16 protein-coding genes are annotated in these 20,107 nt (G+C 73.7%); 7 read left to right on the top strand and 9 right to left on the bottom strand.

Features of this window, described 5'->3' with window-relative positions; all coding sequences use genetic code 11:
- Positions 1-703: 703 nt before the first annotated feature.
- The 4 genes from JK361_RS19835 to JK361_RS19820 all read right to left on the bottom strand — a co-directional run bounded on the left by JK361_RS19835 (position 704) and on the right by JK361_RS19820 (position 5,164).
- Positions 704-2,065 carry a C1 family peptidase gene (locus JK361_RS19835; protein ID WP_201820024.1) on the bottom strand — a complete coding sequence of 454 codons (1,362 nt, stop codon included), beginning with the start codon at positions 2,063-2,065 and terminating at the stop codon, positions 704-706.
- A gap of 122 nt (positions 2,066-2,187) precedes the next feature.
- On the bottom strand, positions 2,188-3,519 hold the full coding sequence (locus JK361_RS19830) for a hypothetical protein (RefSeq protein WP_201820021.1): 1,332 nt from the start codon (positions 3,517-3,519) through the stop codon (positions 2,188-2,190).
- Between the two features lie 59 nt (positions 3,520-3,578).
- Positions 3,579-4,076 carry a SigE family RNA polymerase sigma factor gene (locus tag JK361_RS19825; protein ID WP_201820017.1) on the bottom strand — a complete coding sequence of 166 codons (498 nt, stop codon included), beginning with the start codon at positions 4,074-4,076 and terminating at the stop codon, positions 3,579-3,581.
- 449 nt (positions 4,077-4,525) lie between these two features.
- Complete coding sequence (locus JK361_RS19820; RefSeq protein ID WP_201820003.1) at positions 4,526-5,164, bottom strand: TetR family transcriptional regulator; 639 nt, start codon at positions 5,162-5,164, stop codon at positions 4,526-4,528.
- A 451-nt stretch (positions 5,165-5,615) separates the two neighbouring features.
- On the opposite strand from JK361_RS19820, the gene JK361_RS19815 reads away from it, so the two are divergent.
- The 4 genes from JK361_RS19815 (at position 5,616) to JK361_RS19800 (ending at position 11,288) form a co-directional block, all read left to right on the top strand.
- Complete coding sequence (locus JK361_RS19815; RefSeq protein WP_201820000.1) at positions 5,616-6,416, top strand: LmeA family phospholipid-binding protein; 801 nt, start codon at positions 5,616-5,618, stop codon at positions 6,414-6,416.
- Between the two features lie 221 nt (positions 6,417-6,637).
- The gene (locus JK361_RS19810) at positions 6,638-8,965 is read left to right on the top strand and encodes an MMPL family transporter (protein WP_201819999.1); all 2,328 of its coding nucleotides are present in this window, start codon (positions 6,638-6,640) and stop codon (positions 8,963-8,965) included.
- Between the two features lie 251 nt (positions 8,966-9,216).
- Positions 9,217-10,941: an aa3-type cytochrome oxidase subunit I gene (gene ctaD / locus JK361_RS19805; protein WP_201819996.1), complete on the top strand. Its 1,725-nt coding sequence runs from the start codon at positions 9,217-9,219 to the stop codon at positions 10,939-10,941.
- The gene (locus JK361_RS19800) at positions 10,938-11,288 is read left to right on the top strand and encodes a cytochrome C oxidase subunit I (RefSeq protein WP_307787281.1); all 351 of its coding nucleotides are present in this window, start codon (positions 10,938-10,940) and stop codon (positions 11,286-11,288) included. Before ctaD ends, JK361_RS19800 begins: the two co-directional genes overlap by 4 nt.
- A 9-nt stretch (positions 11,289-11,297) precedes the next feature.
- Here the strand turns inward: JK361_RS19800 and JK361_RS19795 are convergent, their stop codons facing one another.
- Both JK361_RS19795 and JK361_RS19790 read right to left on the bottom strand, forming a co-directional pair.
- Positions 11,298-12,563 carry a M64 family metallopeptidase gene (locus tag JK361_RS19795; protein ID WP_307787280.1) on the bottom strand — a complete coding sequence of 422 codons (1,266 nt, stop codon included), beginning with the start codon at positions 12,561-12,563 and terminating at the stop codon, positions 11,298-11,300.
- A 269-nt stretch (positions 12,564-12,832) separates the two neighbouring features.
- Positions 12,833-13,825 (bottom strand): L,D-transpeptidase, encoded by a 993-nt coding sequence (locus JK361_RS19790; RefSeq protein ID WP_307787279.1) that lies wholly within the window; start codon positions 13,823-13,825, stop codon positions 12,833-12,835.
- Between the two features lie 161 nt (positions 13,826-13,986).
- Here JK361_RS19790 and JK361_RS19785 point away from each other — a divergent pair, with 161 nt between their 5' ends.
- From JK361_RS19785 to JK361_RS42070, 3 genes are all read left to right on the top strand, one after another.
- Positions 13,987-14,505 carry a SigE family RNA polymerase sigma factor gene (locus JK361_RS19785; RefSeq protein ID WP_201819990.1) on the top strand — a complete coding sequence of 173 codons (519 nt, stop codon included), beginning with the start codon at positions 13,987-13,989 and terminating at the stop codon, positions 14,503-14,505.
- Complete coding sequence (locus tag JK361_RS19780) at positions 14,495-15,172, top strand: L,D-transpeptidase (protein ID WP_201819987.1); 678 nt, start codon at positions 14,495-14,497, stop codon at positions 15,170-15,172. Before JK361_RS19785 ends, JK361_RS19780 begins: the two co-directional genes overlap by 11 nt.
- A gap of 213 nt (positions 15,173-15,385) precedes the next feature.
- A complete protein-coding gene (locus JK361_RS42070) occupies positions 15,386-17,233 on the top strand; it encodes a serine/threonine-protein kinase (RefSeq protein WP_201819984.1) in 1,848 nt (615 codons plus the stop codon).
- 36 nt (positions 17,234-17,269) lie between these two features.
- On the opposite strand, the gene JK361_RS19770 is transcribed toward JK361_RS42070, so the two are convergent.
- The 3 genes from JK361_RS19770 to JK361_RS19760 form a co-directional block, all read right to left on the bottom strand.
- Entirely contained in the window at positions 17,270-18,217 is a 948-nt protein-coding gene (locus JK361_RS19770) for an MIP/aquaporin family protein (protein ID WP_201819981.1), read from the bottom strand.
- A gap of 248 nt (positions 18,218-18,465) precedes the next feature.
- Positions 18,466-19,131 carry an SDR family NAD(P)-dependent oxidoreductase gene (locus tag JK361_RS19765; protein WP_201819978.1) on the bottom strand — a complete coding sequence of 222 codons (666 nt, stop codon included), beginning with the start codon at positions 19,129-19,131 and terminating at the stop codon, positions 18,466-18,468.
- 214 nt (positions 19,132-19,345) lie between these two features.
- Positions 19,346-20,032 (bottom strand): DUF6445 family protein, encoded by a 687-nt coding sequence (locus tag JK361_RS19760; RefSeq protein WP_201819975.1) that lies wholly within the window; start codon positions 20,030-20,032, stop codon positions 19,346-19,348.
- Between the last annotated feature and the right edge of the window lie 75 nt (positions 20,033-20,107).

Genomic DNA, 20,107 nt, shown 5'->3' with positions numbered 1-20,107 from the left:
CGGGTGCGCATCGGAGGAACGGCGGGGCAGGGCCGTCTCGTCGCCCGACGGCGCGTCCGGAAGAGGGTCCGGGAGAGGGGCCGGGAGAGGGGCCAGGAGAGGGGGCGCACGGGGCCACGGAAGATGACGGCAGGCCGGGAAACGGGAGAGGACGCACGGTGACCCGGCAGACGACGGCGGGCCCCGGCACGGGAGAGGCGCACGAAGATCCGGGAAGTGACGGCAGCCCCCGGCACGGGCAAGGGCGCACGGGGCCCCGAAAGGTGACGGCAGGCCCCGGCACGGGAGGGGGCGCACGAGGACCCGGAAGGTGACGGCGGGCCGTCGGTGGTGGTCCTTCGCAGCCGGCGGCGTGGGCGTCAGGGATCCACGGCGAGGGTGGTACGTCGTGACGGACGGGCCCCGCCGCCGTCCTCAGCCCGCGCCCCTGCCGCCATCCTCAGACCGCCAGTACGCGCCCCTGTCACCGTCCTCGGCCCGCGCCCCTGCCGCCGTCCCCAGTCCGCCAGTACGCGCCCCTGCCGCCGTCCCCAGTCCGCCAGTACGCGCCCCTGCCGCCGTCCCCAGTCCGCCAGTACGCGACCCTGTCACCGTCCTCGGCCCGCGACCTGCCGCCACCCTCAGTCCGCCAGTACGCGCCCCTGTCACCGTCCTCGGCCCGCGACCCTGCCGCCATCCTCAGTCCGCGGCCCCGTCGACGTCCTCAGTCGGCGAGGGCGCCCATCGGGTCCCAGGCCGGGAGGACGATCGGCGGTTGTTCCAGGGCCGTGGCCAGGTCCGCGGGCAGTGCGGAGCGGCGGACCGCGATCTCGAAGACGTGCTCGCCGAACCACGAGTCGTTCATGGTCCAGAAGCCCTTGTCGGCCTTCTCCTCACCCCAGCTGTTCTCCACCCGCCAGCGGCGCGGGCTGCCGTCGACCACGTCGACGCCGGTGAACAGCATCGCGTGGGTCATCTGCGTGTCGTGGTGCAGCAGCCGGTCGGCCTTGTCCATGGTGAAGGGGGCGTCGTAGACGGCGGCGTAGTCGAAGAGACCGGCGTCCCATACGCCGGCGTCCGCGCGCATCATCTTGGCCACGTCGCAGCCGAACCACACCGGCTCCCCGCCGACGATCGTGTCCATGGTCAGCTGCTTCAGCTGCTCCATGGGCACGTTCAGGTAGACCACCGGCGGGGCGTCGACGACGTTGCCCAGGTACTCGACGGTGAAGGTCCGGCCGAACGGGCTCGACTCCCGCGGGTCGTGCACCAGGCACACGTACTCGTCCAGCGGGAGCTGCACGTACGAGGCGGCGAACTCCGCAGGGGTGAGCCAGCCGTCGCGGTGGAACTCCTTGTCCTTGTCCTCCCACTGCCACAGGAACCGCCGCGGGGGCGTGCCGAGGTGGATGCCGAGCACCCGGTGGACGGCTGCCAGCACCTCCCGCTTGCGCTCCCGCTGCGCGTCGGCTCCGTCGGCGGCCAAGGCGCGCAGGTCGCGGGCCCCCTGGCGGAGCAGCGTCTTCAGGGACCGGTTCATCGCCCGGGTCGAGGAGGAGCTGTCGGTCTCCGGCATCGCCGACTTCGGGACCAGGCCGTGCTTGGCGACCAGCGCCACGAACATGTTCCACTGGCCGCCGTCACCGATCGGGTCCGCCAGCAGGTGCGCGACCGTGCGGTCGTCCACGTCCCGGCCGGAGGTGTCGATCACCGCCTCCAGGAAGTGGTTCGCCCGCTCGAACTTGTCCCACCACAGCAGGTAGTTCTGGGAGAACTCGAAGTCCTTCACGCCCAGCTTGCGCGCGGCGCCGACCCGGAGCAGGTTGAGCCCGGCGAACATCCAGCAACGCCCGCTCTGCTTCTGGTTGGTGACCTTCCAGTCGTCCAGGTGGTGGGAGACCGAGTGGTCGATGCCCGTGAGGATCCGCCGGTCGAGGGCGATGTCGTCCACGGGCGTCTGGGTGACCGCGTTCTGCATCAGCCGGTTCGCCGGCCGGGCGGTGAACTCCTTCTCGAACGCCTCCAGCTGATCGGAGGTCAGACTGCGTTCCATGGCCGGCCGGGAGTCGTCGTTTCCGAAGGACACAGCGGTTTGCCTCCAGTTTCCCCGTGGTACCCGAGACGAGCGCGCACTCACCGTCGCACGGCCGATCAGCCGCAGTCAACGGAGTCCGCGCCCGCCGCGGGCCCCGGCCGACCGGACCGCGCTCAGCCCGTGAAGAACCGCTTGTCGAGCGCGATGCTCAGCAGCCGGTCCATGCCCAGCTCGGGCCGGGGGCGCGTCACCGGGGCGCTCTCGGCGAAGGAGTTGATCTCCCGGACCACCACCCGCCGGCCGTCCGGGCGCAGGGTGTCGACCAGCCACACCTGGGCCGAGCCGCCCTTCTCCGACTTGCCCCGGACCTTCTTCACCCGGGTTCCGTCGCCCAGCGTCACGGCCTCGCAGTGACCGGGGACGTCGTCGCAGTCCATGAGTCCGGCCAGGGAGTCGGTCATGTCGTACTGCACGTCGACCTCGACCATGTTCTTCCCGTGGCCGTCGTCGTGGACCAGCTGGACCAGTCCGTCGGAGGCGTTGACGTCCGAGACCGTCCCGCCCCGGGGCAGGTGGTCCTTCAGCACCCGGGTCAGCCGCGCGCCGGACGCGTGTTCCCGACGGGGGGAGGCGGTGGAGGCCGGGGTCCGCTCCGGGGCCGGGAGCGCGGCGATCACCTTCTGCCAGGCTGAGCTGCGCACGATCGAGGTCAGCTGGGGGAGGGACAGCAGCGGGTCGGTGCCGCCGGACGACGCCTTCTCGCCGCCACCGCCGAACTCCTGCACCGACAGCTGGGCGCCGTCGGCGGTGGTGAGCACCACGTACCAGCGTTTCTGCCCGGTGTCGGAGTTGGGGTAGGTGAACGACTTGGTGGTGTTGAGCACCGCTCCGCCGGGGAGCTTCTGCGTGGTGCACGTGTCGTAGGGGCGCACCTCGACCGGCAGGCAACCGCCGTCGCCCTGCTGGTCGTAGGGCAGGCCCGGGTCGAGCCGGGAGACGGTGAGGTCGATGCCGGAGACCCCCTCGGCGGTGGTGTAGGTGAGTTCGGCACCCGGCCGGACGCCGTCGTCGCCCTCCTGGGTGCCCCTGCCGGAGGCCGCGGAGACGGTGCCGCCCGGCGGCAGCAGGCTCTTGAGCGTGCGGACCATCTCCTCGCCGCTGACCGGCGCGGCCGCCCGGGAGGCCGGCTTCCCGGTGGGCGTGCCCCGGGCGGCGGTCCGCAACTGTTCGGGGGTGCCGTCGCCGTGGCCGCCGAACGCGCCCGTGGCCAGCAGTCCGCCGCCCGCGCCGACCACCGCGACGGCCGCGGCGGCGATCCGGACGGCGGCGTACAGCCGCATCCGGCGGCCCCGACCGACGGAGCGCCGTACCAGGTCGGCGGAGTGGGGCGGGAAGTCACCGGTGGTGCGGCGCATGGCGTGGGCCACCCGGACCTCGAACTCCTCGTCGACCTTCTCGTCGACCTTGTCGTCGACCTTCTCGTCGAACTCCTTGTCGGGGGACATGCGGGATCTCCGTTCGTCAGGGGTCGGCCGCGGCGCGGAGCACCGCGCGGCCGCGCTCGTCATGCGGTCAGGTCGGCCAACTCGGCGCCGAGCAGGGTGCGCAGCCGCTGGAGGGCGCGCAGGCTCCGGGTCCGTACGGCACCCGGCGACAGCTTCAGAACATGGGCGGTCTCCTCGACCGAGCGGTCCTCCCAGTAGCGCAGCACCAGCACGGCCCTGTCCTTGCCCGTCAGCTGTGCCAGGCCGTCCAGCAGGGCCATCCGCAGCTCCGGGTCCGCCGCCGGTCCGGCCCTGTCGGGCAGCCGGTCGCTGGGGCGCTCGGTGGAGCTGCGCCGCCGGCGCTGGGAGACGTAGGTGCGCACCAGCACGGTGTCGGCGTAGGCGACCGGGGATTCCGCGCGGTTGATGCGCCGCCAGGACCGGTACATCTTGGCGAGGGTCTCCTGCACCAGGTCCTCGGCGAGGTGCCAGTCACCCGTGAGCAGGCAGGCCGTCCGGAACAGCGGCCCGCTGCGGGCGACTGCGAACTCCAGGTAGTCCGCGGGTGCTTCCCTCACCGTGTGTCCTCTCGTGGCCGGCGTCATCCCTTACACGCGGTGGGGGTGCGTGCGCGTTACAGCCCGGCGGCAACTCCTTCCCGACGGCCGGTACGTCCGACCCGAGACCGCCCCGGACACCCGGACGCCCCGGACACCCGGACGGCCCGGACACCGGGGCCTCCGCGATCACCAGGGCCACCGACGAACACGGCCGGGCGGGCCGGGTGCCGGGGCGGGCGGGGCCACTGCCGAACACGGCCTCGCGAGCCAGGCAGCGGAGCCTCCGGGATCACCGGGACACGGGGCCACTGCCGAACACGGCCGGGCGGGCCAGGCGCCGGGGTATCCGGGGGCACCGGGGCCTGCGGGGGCACCGGGGCCTGCGGGGGCACTGACGAACGCGGCCGGGCGGGCCGGGTGCCGGGCCTCCGGGATCGCCGACGAACCTGGCCGGTACCCGGCGTCCGTCACTCCCCGCCGCTGCGCAGGGCGGCGAACGCCTCGTGCAGCAGCCGCCCGAACTCCTCGACCGCGGGCGGCCCGGCCGGCACCTCGTCGCGGGTGGCGAAGGCGATCAGGGCGCTGCGCACGGCGGCGACCGAGGCGCGGGCGAGGACGGCGGCGCGCAGGGCGCGCGCGCCGGCCGGCTCGTCCGGCGACCGGCGCGCGAGACGGTCGCCGAGGGCCCCGGTGAGGCCGTCCTCGAAGTCGGTGAGTACGCCGGTGCGCCGCGGGCCGGTGGGCAGGGCGCGCGGCGGGACGCCGATGAAGAGGATGCCCAGACCGCCGTCGAGGCGCCCGGCGGCGGCGATCAGGCCGTTGAGCACGGCGGTGTAAGGGGGTTCGGACGCCGGACGCCCGGCGACCTCCTCCACGAGCAGCGGTACGAAGTCCAGGACCTCGGCGAAGACCAGGTCCTCCTTGGAGGGGAAGTACCGGAAGAAGGTGCGTTCGGTCACCCCGGCCGCGGCGGCGATGTCCTTGACCGTCGTCTCCTGGTAGCCGCGCTCGGCGAACATCCGGGTGGCCGTGCGGAGCAGGCTCCGGCGCGTGGCGGCCTTCTTCCGGTCCCGCCGGCCCATCTCCTGCACGTCCCGCTCGTCCACGCGTTCATCCTGACACGCCGCCCACCCCCGACCGCCCGGCCACCTGCCGCTTGCCCCCTGCCCCTGCCGCCTGCCACCTGCCACCTGCACCACCCGGCACTACCCGGCAGCCGGCCCCAGACCCCGGACCCGGGACCCCAGCACCCGGACCCATAACCCCCGCATCCCGACCCGGATCCCAGACCCCAGACCCCAGACACCGTCTCTCGGCCCCGGCCCCCACCCGACCCTCAATCCCCAACCCCCAACCTCAGCCCCTGATCCGAGTCCTCAGCGGCGCCCCCAGCCCAAACCCCAGGCCAGACCCAGCCCCCAGCCCCTGGCCCGAGTCGCCAACCCCCAGTCCCTCAGCCCCAGCCCCCAGCCCTCGACCCCCACCCCGACCCCGACCCAGCCTCCGGCCCTACCCCAAGAAAGTGTCAGCACTGACACTTCGGGTATCGTGTCAGTCATGACACTTTTCCGTCCGCCGGTCTCCTGGCTGCGCGCGCGTCGGCGTACGACCGCCGTCCTGGCCGCCGCCCTGGCCCTGGCCACCCTCGTCGGCACGGCGGAAGCGGTGGTCCGGGACCGGATCGCCGACCGGATCGCGGCCATGGCCGCGAAGCGGCTCGGCACCACCCCGGACGTCGGCCTCGGCACCACACCCGCGCTGTGGCAGCTGGCCCGGGGCACCCTCCCCGACGTCGAGCTGACGGCCGACGGGGTGGCCGCCCGGCGGATGACCGGTCTCACGGTCGACGCCCGCCTGCGTCAGGTACGCCGCAACGGGCACGGCGGCACGGTCGGTTCGTCCACCGTGACCGTCGACGCCGACGCCGCCTCCCTGGCCGGCATCGGCGCGGACCGCCCGGACGGCGAGGTGGCGGACCGCCCGGACGGCGTGGTGGCGGACCGCCCGGACGGCGTGGTGGCGGACCGCCCGGACGGCGTGGTGGCGGACCGCCCGGACGGCGTGGTGGTCCCCGACCCGGCGCACGGACGGTTCGTCGTCCACCTCGGCCGCTCGGGCGCCCTGACCGTCCCCGTCACGCCCTCCCTGCACGGGCGGACGATCCGGGTCACCCCCGGGCGGCCCGCGTTCGCCGGCACCCCCCTCCCCGACGCCCTGGCCGAGAAGGTCACCGCACGGGCAGCGCGCACGGTCTCCCTGACCGGCCTCCCGCTGCGGCTGGAGCCGCGCCGCCTCACGGTCACCGGCACCGGACTGCGGCTCACCCTGAGCGGCGGCCCAGCCACCGTCACCGCCTGACCCCGGAGCCACCCCCGTACGAGGCCCCCACACGAGGGCTCCCCCCGTACGAGGCCCCCCGCACGAGGGCTCCCCCCGTACGAGAGCCCACGCGGGAGGGCCCCCCGTACTAGGGATCTGCCCGGACGAGGCTCCCCGCACAAGGGATCCGCCCCGAACGAGGTTCCTCCCCGAACGTGCCGCTCAGCCCCGCAAGTCCCCCTCAAGGAGCACGGTTTCCCATGGCTTCCCTCCTCCACCGGCTCGGCCGGGGCGCCTTCCGGCACCGCCGGGCGGTGCTCGCCGCCTGGCTGCTGGTGCTGACCGCGGCGGTCACCTGCGTGATCACGGTCGGCGGCAGCACCGACGACGAGTTCACGGTCCCGGGCTCACCGGCCCAGACCGCGATGGACACCCTCAGGACCGAACTGCCCTCGGCGGCCGGCACCAGCGCCCAGGTCGTCTTCGTCGCCCCCGAGGGCCACCTGATCACCGAGCCGCGGTACGCCCAGGCCGTCAGCGCCACCATGGCGCGGGCGGCGAAGGCCCCGCAGGTCGTGTCCGTCACCGACCCGGTGCGCGACAAGGTCATATCGGCGGACCGCACCACCGCCCTCGGCCAGGTCCGCTACCGGGTCTCCCGCGCCGGCCTGCACGACGGCAGCCTCACCGCGCTGGAGAGGACGACCGGGGACGCCGAGGACGCCGGGCTCACCGTCGAGGTCGGCGGATCCGCGTACGGCAGCGGCAAGAGCACCGGCCACACGAAGGAGGCGATGGGCGCGGCCGTCGCGCTCGTCGTGCTCACCCTCACCTTCGGCTCGCTGTTCGCGGCCGGCATGCCCCTGCTGACGGCGCTCACCGGCCTGGCCGTCACCCTGCTCGGCCTGTCGGCGCTGACCGGCGTCCTGGCCGTCTCCAGCACCGCGCCCTCGCTGGCGTCCATGCTGGGCCTCGCGGTCGGCATCGACTACGCCCTGTTCATCGTCTCCCGGCACCGCTCCCAGCTGGCAGCAGGCATGGACACCGAGGAATCGGCGGCCCGGGCCACCGCCACGGCGGGCAGCGCGGTCGTCTTCGCCGGCCTGACGGTGATCATCGCGCTGTGCGGACTGGCCGTCGTACGCATCCCGTTCCTGACCGTCATGGGCGGGGCCGGCGCCGCCGCCGTCCTCGTCGCCGTCGGCGTCTCCACCACACTGCTGCCGGCCGTGCTGGGCTTCGCGGGTGAGCGGCTGCGGCCGAAGCCGGGCTCGCGTGCCGCCCGGCGCGAACAGGCCGCCCGCCGCGCCGGGGACGACGGGCGCCGGCCGCTGGGCGAACGCTGGGGCAGGGCCGCGATCCGCCGCCCGCTGCTCACCCTGGCCGCGGTCCTCGTCGGGCTGCTGACCGTCGCCCTGCCCGCCCGCGACCTCCGGCTCGCCCTGCCCGACAACGCCTCGGCCCCGGCGGGCAGCAGCCAACGGCAGGCGTACGACGTGGTCTCCCACGAGTTCGGCCCCGGCTTCAACGGCCCGCTGCTCGTCCGCGCCGACATCTCTCACGCCGGCGACCCGCGGCAGGCCACGGCCGCCCTCGTCCGGGAGCTGAAGGCCACCGACGGCGTCGCCGCGGTCGGCGAGCCCCAGGTCGTCGGCCACGGGGACACGGCCGTCATCCAGGTGGTGCCGGAGACCGGCCCTTCGGACGCGAGGACCAAGGACCTCGTCGAGCACCTCCGCGACGAGGCGGGCGACCGACGGGAGCGGACCGGTGCCGAGGTGTCGGTGACCGGTACGACGGCGGTGAACATCGACGTCTCCGACCGGCTCGCGAGTTCGCTGGTCCCCTTCGCCCTCGTCGTCGTCGGCCTCTCCCTGCTGCTGTTGCTGCTGGTCTTCCGCTCGGTGGTCGTGCCGGTGAAGGCGGCCCTGGGCTTCCTGCTCTCGGTGGCCGCCACCCTCGGCGCGGTCGTGGCCGTCTTCCAGTGGGGGTGGCTGTCCGGCCCGCTCGGGGTCGGCGAGACCGGGCCGGTGGTGAGCGTCCTGCCCATCCTGGTGATGGCCGTCCTGTTCGGACTCGCCATGGACTACGAGGTGTTCATGGTCAGCCGCATGCGCGAGGCGTACGTCCACGGCGCCGCACCGCGCGACGCCGTCCTGGCCGGGTCCCGGCACGCCTCCCGCGTGGTCACCGCCGCCGCGCTGATCATGTTCGCGGTGTTCGCGGGCTTCGTCCCCGGCGGCAGCACCATGCTCAAGCCGATCGCCTTCGCCCTCGCCGTCGGAGTCCTCGTCGACGCGTTCCTGGTCCGCATGACGCTCGTCCCGGCGGCCCTGGCACTCGTCGGCCGGGCGGGCTGGTGGCTGCCCAAGTGGCTGGACCGGCTGCTGCCGAACCTCGACATCGAGGGCGAACGGCTCGCGACGGAGCACCCGGCCGAGGGCACCGGCCCCGGGGGCACCGGCGTACCGGGCACGACCGAGGGCACCGGTCCCGGGGGCACCGGCGTACCGGGCACGGCCGAGGGCACCGGTACCGGCGTACCGGGCGCGGCCGACGCGTCCTTCCGAAACAGCCGCCCGAGCTGAACGGACCCCGGTCACGGCGCCCGCGCTCCGCGGGGCGGGGCAGGGCTGACGGACCCTCCCGTCGGCCGGGCCCCGCCGACGGTGTGACCGCGGCCGCGGCGCCCGCTCCGCTGCTCCGTCCGGGTGCATCCGTCATCCGTTCGGCCGCGCGTCGGCCGCTCAGGGACCCGGGGCCGCCCTCGCGCGGCGAGGATGGCGGTGACTCACGTCATGGCGTGAGCCGACGTCGAGTATCGGGAGACGGACGACTGGTGAGCATCCTCAACGAACCCCAGGGCGGTGCCGAGGCAGCCGAGGACTCGTACGAGAACGAGCTGCCGGTCCGGCGCAAGCAGCCCGGCAATGTCGTGGTGAAGTGGCTGACCACCACCGACCACAAGACGATCGGCACGCTGTACCTGCTCACGTCGTTCGCGTTCTTCCTGATCGGCGGCGTGATGGCGCTGGTCATGCGCGCCGAGCTGGCCCGCCCGGGCATCCAGTTGATCTCGAACGAGCAGTACAACCAGATGTTCACGATGCACGGCACGGTCATGCTGCTGATGTTCGCGACACCGCTGTTCGCCGGCTTCACGAACTGGATCATGCCGCTCCAGATCGGCGCGCCCGACGTGGCGTTCCCGCGGCTGAACATGTTCGCCTACTGGCTCTACCTGTTCGGCTCCTCCATCGCGGTCGGCGGTTTCCTCACCCCGGACGGCGCGGCCGACTTCGGCTGGTTCGCGTACACCCCGCTGTCGGACGCGATCCGCACCCCCGGCCCCGGTGCCGACATGTGGATCATGGGTCTGGCCTTCTCCGGCTTCGGCACCATCCTCGGCGCGGTCAACTTCATCACCACGATCATCTGCATGCGTGCCCCGGGCATGACCATGTTCCGCATGCCGATCTTCACCTGGAACGTGCTGCTGACCGGTGTGCTGGTCCTGCTGGCCTTCCCGTGTCTCGCCGCGGCGCTGTTCGCGCTGGAGGCGGACCGCCAGTTCGGCGCCCACGTGTACGACCCGGCCAACGGCGGGCCGCTGCTGTGGCAGCACCTCTTCTGGTTCTTCGGCCATCCCGAGGTGTACATCATCGCGCTGCCGTTCTTCGGCATCGTCACCGAGATCATCCCGGTGTTCTCCCGCAAGCCGATCTTCGGCTACATGGGCCTGGTCGCCGCGACCGTCGCGATCGCCGGCCTGTCCGTGACCGTGTGGGCCCACCACATGTACGTCACCGGCGGTGTGCTGCTGCCGTTCTTCTCCTTCATGACCTTCCTGATCGCCGTGCCGACCGGCGTGAAGTTCTTCAACTGGATCGGCACGATGTGGAAGGGCTCGCTGTCCTTCGAGACGCCGATGCTGTGGGCGGCCGGCTTCCTCGTGACGTTCCTCTTCGGCGGTCTGACCGGTGTCATCCTGGCCTCGCCCCCGTTGGACTTCCACGTCTCCGACTCGTACTTCGTGGTGGCGCACTTCCACTACGTGGTCTTCGGAACGGTCGTCTTCGCGATGTTCGCCGGGTTCCACTTCTGGTGGCCCAAGTTCACCGGCAAGATGCTGGACGAGCGCCTCGGCAAGATCACCTTCTGGACGCTGTTCGTCGGCTTCCACGGCACCTTCCTGGTCCAGCACTGGCTGGGCGCCGAGGGCATGCCGCGCCGGTACGCCGACTACCTCGCCACCGACGGCTTCACCGCCCTGAACACGGTCTCGACCATCAGCTCGTTCCTGCTCGGTCTGTCGATGCTGCCGTTCCTCTACAACGTGTGGAAGACGGCCAAGTACGGCAAGCCGGTCGGTGTGGACGACCCGTGGGGCTTCGGCCGCTCGCTGGAGTGGGCGACCTCCTGCCCGCCGCCGCGGCACAACTTCGTCACCCTGCCGCGGATCCGCAGCGAGTCCCCCGCCTTCGACCTGCACCACCCGGACATCGCGATGCAGGAGTTCGAGGCCCACGGATTCCCGGCCACGACCGACCGAGGGCGCGGGTGAGCGGTCCGGGGCGGCAGGAAGCCGACCTGGGGGGCAGCCTCGGCAACGAGGTCGAGGGCTACCTGCTGTGGCAGGCCAGGGTCGCCGAGGCGGAGCGGCGCGCGCGGGAGTTCTGCGACGAACTGGACTGGCTGACGACGGCGCAGCGCGAGGAGATCGAGCGGCGGTACGTCGCCGACAGTCTGCGGCGGGCCCGGGCGGATCTCGAACGCGTCGCGGCCCGGTGCGTGTCGCTGCGCGCCGAGTACGAGCACCGCTACGAGGTGCTGCGGCGGCGCTGCGTGGGGGTGGCGCTCGCGGTGTGCGCCGGCTTCACCACCCTGGCCACGCTGCTGCTGGTCCTCTGACGTCCGGGTTCACCGCACGGCCCAGGTGAGCGAGTTGGCGGCCCGGTCCCGCGCGGCCGGGTCCCGCAGGGCCGTGGTCCGGTCGGTCACGGTCGCGGTGACCCGGTGGTCGTGGCCGCGGACGCCCAGCGCGTGCGGGGTCACCGACCGGGCGCCGGCCGCCCACGGGATCCGCCTGCCGTCGACGTACCAGGTGAGGCGGAGGTCGGCGAGTCCGGTCAGCGGGGCGAGGCGCACCGTGATCGGCCGGTTCGCGCGGACCGGCCGGCCGGTGGGGACGGAGGAGGTGAGGGCGTCCGCGTCGGCGTAGAACCCGTCGATCATCGCCTCGCGTCCGACGACGTTGAACTCGGTCGACTCCAGGCTGCGCATGAGGGACGTGCCGGTCGGGCGGTGGATGCCGGTCTCGTAGTAGCCGCCGCCCTCGTACGTGCCGACGACCGATCCGGTCGGGTCCTGGACGCCGGCCCAGCGGTGCCACTTCGCCCGGTCCGGGTCGCGGTGCAGGGTGAGGTTGGCCGCGGCGGGCTCCTCGGCGTAGGGGTAGGCGCCGTAGCCGGGGTACTGGTACTCGTCGGCCAGCCCGCCTATGGAATGCCCGAGTTCGTGGGCTCCTATGAGGTAGGAGCGTTCGTTGCCGGACGACATCGTCGCCACGCCGTGGAAGGGGGCGGCCGGCGGCAGGTCGGTGGCGGAGTAGCCGGCGCCACCGTACTTGGCGGAGTGCGCGACGACGAAGACGATGTCGGCGTCGGGGGCCAGGGCGGCGTACCGCGTGACCGCGTCGGTGTCGACGCACAGCAGGCGTTCGAGGCCGTCGCAGAAGAAGGAGGAGCCCAGCGCGGTGTCCTTCACGTCGTCGGCCGTCGGGTCGCCGGAGACGCCGGACACGCGGGAAACGGCGTTCACCAGCCAGATGTTGAAGAGCCCGCGGTAGCTGCGGTACGGCTCGACACCGAAGACCGCGTCCAGTTTCTCCTCGGCGTCCGCGGCGAACTCGTCCTGTTCGTCCGCGGTGTAGCCGTCGCCCGTCACCACGAGGTCGAGCCGCCCGGACACCGGCCCGGTGTGCTGGAGCGGCCGCACCTGCGGGCCGGTGCCCGCCGGGGCCAGCGGACCACGGGCGGCGGACCCGGCCGCCGGGGCGGCCACCGGGACGGTCACCTGCCGGGGTTCGGCCCCGGGGCCGGGGAAGTACTCGACGGTCCGGGTGCGTTCCGCGGGCGAGGCCGCCCGGGCCGGCCCCGGGTTCGCCAGGCCGGCGAATGCCGCCACGGCCAGCAGGACGGCTCCGGCGGCACTGACCGGACGAGGGAGCGCTCTGGCGCGGTGCGGCACGGCGACCTCGCTTAAGTAGCAGATTAAGTGCACTTAACAGCGCGCTTAACCTAGCGGCGCGGATGCCAACCGACAAGGCACAGGGGAGAGTTGACGGCCACCGGCGGTCATGCCCGGCGGCATGCGACGCGCAGGCCGCCGGGGACCACGACCGCCGCCGCCGGGGGCTACCGACCGCCGCCGCCGGGGACCGCGACCGCCGGGGGCTACGACTGCGACGCGCCGGTGCCGCCCTTGTGGGTCGCGCTGTGGGACAGCCACTCGGACCAGCCGACGTTCCAGTCGCCGTAGCCGTTGCCGGCCTCGACGGTCTCCTTGGAACCGGTGACGCGGATGACGTCGCCTGGCATGACCCGCTGGTAGAAGCGTTCGGCCGTGCCGTCGGTGGCGAGACCGACACAGCCGTGGGTGACGTTGGACCGGCCGGCGTAGGTGTTCGCGTTGGGGTTCTGGTGGACGTACGTGCCGGACGTGGTGATGTGCACGGCCCAGGCGTAGTAGCCGTGGTAGGCGTCGCCGAGGCCGACGGTCCGCGAGTCCATGTAGACCTTGGGCTGCTTGTCCATCACCACCATGGTCCCGTTCCAGGTGTCCAGGCCGGGCCGGCCCGCGGTGACCGGGATGCGGGTGGTGGGCTTGCCGTCCTCCTCGACGGTCATCGTGTGGCGGCCCACGTCGACGGTCGCGACCAGGGAGCGGCCGACGGTGAAGTGCCGTACGGCCTGGGTGCCGACACGCAGCGTGACCCGGGTGCCGGGCTTCCAGTAGGCCGGCGGGCGGTAGTCGACGCGCTGCCCGTCGAGCAGGTTGCGGTCCTTGACCCAGCTCCAGGCGCCCTTGGCGGACGGCTCGGTGCCGACGGTGAGCCAGTGCTCGACCGCCGCCCGCTGCGACTCGGGGACCGCGTGCGCGAAGGTGACGGATATCGGCATGCCGACGCCCACCGTGGCGCCCTCGCCGACATTGACCCGGGCGCCGGCGAGGGCGGCCGGCTCGGGTACGGCGGGAGCGGTCCGGCTGTGCGCGGGGGCGGGCCGGTGGGCGTTTTCGCCGGCCGGGGTGGTGGGCTCGGTGGCGGCCGACGAGGTGGTGCTCGCGCAGCCGGTCGCCGCGAGGAGGAGCGTGCAGGCGGCGGTGAGGGCGGCGGCGACGGAGTACCGGCGGCGCGGACGGCGGCCGGGCGAGTCGTACGTGGACACGGATTTTCCCCCTGAGGTGTGTACGGACATCGTCTGTACGCACCGCACGGAGCCCCGGTTGCATCCGGTTCCCGGGAAGTTCCGCGGTCCCGGGCGCCGGGGCGGATGGCCCGGAACGCCCCGTAGGATCGCCTTTCGGGGACGGGGACACGGGGGGCCGGATGACGGAGGAGGAGTTCGACGCCTTCTACGCGTCCGCATTCCCCCGCCTGGTGGGGCAGTTGTACGCCTTCACCGGCGATCACGCCGAGGCACAGGACATGGTGCAGGAGGCGTTCGTGCGGGCCTGGGACCGGCGTGCGTCGTTCGACGCGGCCGAGGCACCGGAGGCGTGGATCCGCACGGTCGCCACCCGGCTCGCGGTCAGCCGCTTCCGGCGGGCCCGGCGCTGGCTGGAACTCGTACGCAAGGACACCCCGCCGGACCGGACCCCCGGCCCCGGGCCCGAACACGTCGCCCTGGTCGCCGCCCTGCGCGAACTGCCGCCGGCGCAACGGCTGGCCGTGGTCCTGTACCACGTGTGCGACCTGAGCGTGCAGCAGATCGCCGCGGAGACCGGCTCGCCCGTCGGCACGGTCAAGGCGCGGCTGGCGCGGGGCCGCGCCGCACTCGCCCGCCATCTGTCGCCCGAGGAGGCTGAGACCATGACCGGGACGAAGGAGGCCACCCATGCCTCATGACCCGTCGGGACCGGCCGGGCCCGGGGAACTCTCCGACCGGCTCACGGAGGCGTTGCGCGAGGTGGCCGCCCGGGGCCGGCGGTCCGCCCCCGCGCCGGGCGCCGCCGTGCGGCGGCGGGCCGCCCAGCGCCGCCGCACCCGCCGGGCCGTGCTGGCGTCGGCCGGGCTCGTCGCCGCGGGCACGGCCGTCCTCGCCGGGGCGGTCCTGCTGGACCCCGCCGACCGGTCGGCGCCCCCGCCCGCGGCCACGGCCTCCACCGCCGCTCCGGCACCGCCCCCGTCCCCCGACGGCACCACCGTCCACGAGATCAGGATCGATCTGACCGCGCTGGAACTGCACGCGGGAGGATGGACGTTCCCCATCTCCGCGCCCGGCATGAACCAGCCCTTCCACGACGACGCGGTCGCCCGCGTCACCGGGCGCCTGCGCCACGAGCGGTTCAGCTCCTCTCCGACCGGCGTGGTGGAGCAGCACGACTGGGTGCTGGCCTTCCTCGGCCGGCGCGGCGACGAGCACTTCGTCTACGGCACCGACTCCACGGTGGACATCCCCGGCCGCCGCCCCTCCACGCTGGGCCTGATCGGCCTGCGCACCGACGACGCCCGCTGGCTGTTCGAGCACACCGTCGTCGGCGCCAAGGTCACGATCACCGGCGCCGGCACCTGACGCCCGGCGGCCGAGCGGGTCCCGCAGGACCGCGGCGGTACCGCCGGGCGCCTCCTCCGCAAGCGGGGGCGACGGGGACACGGGGCGGCGGGGCGGCCGGTCGGCGGGGCGGCCGGTCGGCGGAAAGATCCGTGAAAGGCACTGTCCGCCCGGCCGGTTGGCCAGAATGTACCGGGATCGGTCAGGTGTACGTGAAGGGCGGGAGGGAACCTCATGCGGAACCTGGAGCCCGGCGATCCGCCGGACGTCGGCGGCTACCCCCTGCTCGCCCGGCTCGGCGCCGGCGGCATGGGGCAGGTCTTCCTCTCCCGCACGCCCTCCGGCCGGCCGCTGGCCCTGAAGACCGTGCGGGACGAGTACGGCGACGACCCGGACTTCGCGCGGCGGTTCGCGCGCGAGATCGCCAGCAGCGACCGGGTCCGCTCGCCCTGGACGGTGGCCGTCGTCGACTTCAGCCCGCCGGAGCGGCGGCCCCAGTGGCTGGCCACGGAGTACGTCGCGGCCCCCTCCCTCGCCGAGTGGGTGGAGCGCCACGGGCCGCTGCCGGAACCCGCCCTGCGCTCGCTCGCCGCCGAACTGGCCGAGGCGCTGCGGGCCGTGCACCGGGCCGGTCTCACCCACCGGGACGTCAAACCGTCCAACGTGCTGCTCGCCCGCCACCACCCCCGGCTCATCGACTTCGGCATCGCACGCGCCGCCGACGACACCCGCCACACCCGTACCGGTGGGGTCATCGGGTCACCCGGCTACATGGCGCCGGAGCAGATCACCTCGGGCCTGTGCGATGAGCCGGGCGACATCTTCGCGCTGGGCGCCGTGCTGGTGTACGCGGCCACCGGCAGGGGGCCCTTCCTGCACCCCGGGGAGGAGCCCTCGGCGGGGCCGCTGCTGTACCGGGTCGTGCACGAGGACCCGGGGCTGGACGGCGTACCGCCCTCGCTCGTCCCGCTGCTGCGGGCCTGCCTGGACAAGACGCCCACCGCCCGGCCCACCGCGGACCGGGTCGTTGAGCTGGCCGGCGACGGGGGCTGGACCGCCTCGCGCCCCGCCCGCCTGGAAACGGAACTGGTCGAGCGGGAGGAGGAGTTGGCGGCCGCCCTGGCCCGGGCCGCGAGTGCGCACGCCCCGGAGCCGACGACGTCCGCACAGACGGGCGCGCAGACGGGCGCACCGGCGGGCGGATCGGCGGCCGGATCGGCGGGCGGAGCAGCGCCGACGGGTACACCCGGCGGACCCACGCCGGTCGGCGGACTTGCGCCGGGCGGCGGACCTGCATCGGCCGGTGGGGTCGTGCCGGCCGATGGGCCCGTGCCGGCCGGTGGGCCCGTGCCAGCCAGTGGGCCCCTGCCGGCCAGTGGGGTCGCGGCGGCCGGTGGGGTCGCGTCGGCCGGTTCGGGCGGCGGGTTCGCGTCGGTATCGCCTCCGTCCGGCTTCGGTCCGGCCGTCGCCCTGCCCGGTCCGACGCCCGTACCGACCGGGGCCGGTGTACCGCCCCTCGTACCGCCCCGCCCCCTCGACCACACCCGCGCCACCCGTCCCCGCGCTCTCGGCCTCACCGCCGGCCTCGCCGGCTGCGCGCTGGCCGTGGCGGCCGTCGTCGCCCTGGTGGTGAAGTGGCCCGGCGGCACCGCGGACAAGGGCGGCGACCGCACCGGCGGCCCGTCGCCCACGGCCACGGCGGCTGCCCTCCCCTCCTCCTGGACCGGCACCTGGGAGGGCCGCGGACCGGGCAGCTCCGCGGCCGGGACCAGCGAGGTGACCGTCACCCTCACCCTGCACCCGGCGGCCCGCGGCGAACTCGTCGGACGCCAGGTCAGCCGGATCACCGTGGCGGGCACCGGCCGCGACATCGGCTGCACCGAGACACTGCGGCTGCGGGAGGTGCACCGCGACTCCATGGTGTTCGAGGCGGCCACGAGCACCCCGACGGATCCGTCGCTCGTCGCGCTGTGCGTCCGCGGCAACCTCTACACGCTGACCAGAACCGGCCCCGACACCCTCGCCCTGGGCGACGAGGGAAGCCAGGCGCCGGGCTCCCCCACGCGGTTCGACAGGTCCTAGTGGGGGCGGCGCCCCGCATCCGGCGGTGTGCCGGGGTCACTCGTCGTCGGAGGTCCGCACCGGGGTCGACCGTCCCGGCGGGGGCAGTTCGGCCAGTTCGGCCCGGACGTTCAGGACGTCGCCGATGAACAGGTCGTAGACCACGATGCCGATCGCACCGCCGATCAGCGGCCCGACGATCGGGATCCACCAGTAGTTGCTGAAGGACCCGGCCACGCTTCCCGGGAACGCCAGACTGCCCCAGCCCTCCGCGTAGGTGAGCAGGCGCGGGCCGAAGTCGCGGGCCGGGTTGATGGCGTAGCCCGCGTTGGCGCCGTAGGACATGCCGATGGCGGCGACGGCGAAGCCCACGATCAGCGGCCCGAGGTTGGCCTTGACGGCCTGGTTGCGCAGGTCGATGACGGCGGCGATCAGCATCAGCAGGAAGGCCGTGCCGACGATCTGGTCGATCAGCGGCCCCCAGACGCCACCGTGGAAGTACGGGGCCGGGAAGGTGGCGAAGATGGAGAAGGTGGCGTTGGTGTGCCCGTTGACCTTGGGCCCCGGCACGATGCTGTCGTAGGCGTTGATCGCGTCGTGGTAGACGAGGTAGACCAGCGCGGCCCCGGTCAGGGCGCCGACGACCTGCGAGAACCAGTACGGCAGCACCTTGGCCCAGGAGAACCCGCGGCGCAGGGCCATCGCCAGGGTCACCGCCGGGTTGAGGTGGGCGCCGCTGACGCCGCCAGCGACGTACACGCCGAACACGACGGCGAGGGCCCAGCCCCAGGTGATGAGCAGCCAGTCGCCGGCCGCCAGGAAGATCGTGGTGGGGGTGGCGGCCCGGCCCGAACCGGGCAGCGCGGCCACCGCCATCGCGACCACACCGCAGCCGAAGGCGATGAGGACGAAGGTTCCGAGGAACTCCGCCACGCACTCGCCCAGCAAACCGCCCCGGCTCCTGAGACGGGACGTCTTGACGAGCGAAGGGATTTCCACAGCCATGAAGGCCCCCTTTGAAGAGAGCAATGCGGCCAACATCACCATATTGGCCCACAAAGTCACCTCTCGCAGGGTGACGGACGCTCATGCCCGGTCCGACCGGCGTCCCCGGCCCCCGGTCCGCCGCTCCGGCGCCCCCGCCTCACCCTGCCGGGCAACCGCCCGGGCGGTCCCCGTCCCGCCCTGCCTGGGGGCCGTGCCCACCCCACCGGGACACCGCCCGGCCGCCGTCGCGCGGCCCGCCGGCCGGGTCAGCTGTCGAGGTCGTCGGCGTAGTGCCGGAACCCGTGCCGGTCCCGGTGCATGGACCACAGGGTCTGCGCGAGCACGTCCGGGTCCTTGCGCGCGTGCCCGGCCGTGATCGCACCCGGGATCACCAGCTGCGCGACGTGGATGCCCTCCGCCGCGAGCCGCTCGTGCAGCAGATGGCCGTACGCGCTCTCCGCGGCGAAGGCGATCGAGGTCCCGGCCCGCTCGGGGTGCGGCACGGCTGCGGTCCCGCCGTTGACGAACAGGATCGTCCCGCGCCCGAGCCGTCGCATCCCCGGCAGCACCTGCTGCACGGCGGCCACCGGTCCGTAGACCGAGAACTCGATCGGCGCCACCAGATCCCGGTGCCCGGTGTCCAGCACGGGCCGCATGAAGTCCCGGTGCGGCACCGGGCTGTACTGGAGGACCTCGATGGTCCCGAGGGCCTCGGCCAGCTCCCTCAGCGCCACGGCCAGCTGCTCCGGCCGGCGCACGTCGGCGGCGAACCCGCGGGCGGCGATCCCCTCGTCCGCCAGCGCGTCGACGATCACGTCGAGCCGGCCCGGGTCCCTGGCGACGAGTCCGACGACGAACCCCTCCCGCCCGAACCGCCGGGCGACGGCGGCCCCGAGCCCGGGCCCGGCTCCCACGATGGCGACACTGCTCATGCCCACCATCCGTACCGCACGAGCCACCGCCTCACACCGGCCGCGGGACCCGGCGCCGGCGTCCCGGCCGCCACGGCCCTCACCCTCCCACCCCACTCCCGCTCCCGCTCCCGAGCCCTGCCCCGGCCCCGGCCCCGGCCGATGCTCAGGCCCGGCCGATGATCAGGCCAGGCCGATGCTCCGGCCAGGCCGATGCTCCGGCCCCGGCCGATGCTCAGGCCATCCAGAAGAAGACCGCCGTCATCCGTTTCTCCTCCAGCGTCCGGCCGGCGTAACGGGTCGCGCTGTGCACCAGGTTGGCGTGGTAGAGGAGCAGCCGGTTGTACCGGTGCGGGACCCGTACGTCCTCCTCGAAGTGGTCCGCCGGGACGAACCGCGTGCCGAGGGCCTCGACGAGGTTGTTGTGCGGGGCCTGGACGATGTTGCCGCCGAGCCGGCCGCCGGGCAGCGACTGGCGGTAGAAGGCGGTGCCGCAGTCCTTGGGGACGACCGGATTGAGGTAGAGCACGGCCGCGTACCGGCACAGGGCGCGGGAGTCGGTGTGCGGGCGGGGCTCGCTCTCGCCCTCGCCGACCACCTGCACGCAGTTGTGGTTGAGGGTGCCGCCGCCGGGCGTCCGCTGCACCCACAGTTCCCTCGCCCCGGTCGCCTTCTTCACCAGCCGCTCGACGCCCGCCAGTTCGGCCGGTTCGAGGCCGGGCATGGCCCGCAGACCGGGCCAGGTCTCCGAGGTGTACGGGTACCCCTCGACCCAGTCGTCCTTGGCCAGGCACCGCTGCCGTACGGCGTCGATGCCGGGCAGGACGTCGTCCAGCACCCAGTAGTCACGGCCCTCGGTGGGCTTGCGGTAGGGCAGGACGGGCAGCGTGGCCGGGGGGCGGGGCGGGGGCTGTGGGGACATGCGGCGAATCTAGGACCGCAACCGGCCCGCCTTCTCCCGGTCGATGGTCAACGTTTCGGCAACCGTCTGTCATGT

The organism is Streptomyces musisoli (assembly GCF_016741855.1).
Taxonomy (GTDB): domain Bacteria; phylum Actinomycetota; class Actinomycetes; order Streptomycetales; family Streptomycetaceae; genus Streptomyces; species Streptomyces musisoli.
This window is presented reverse-complemented; position numbering and strand designations above follow the sequence as displayed.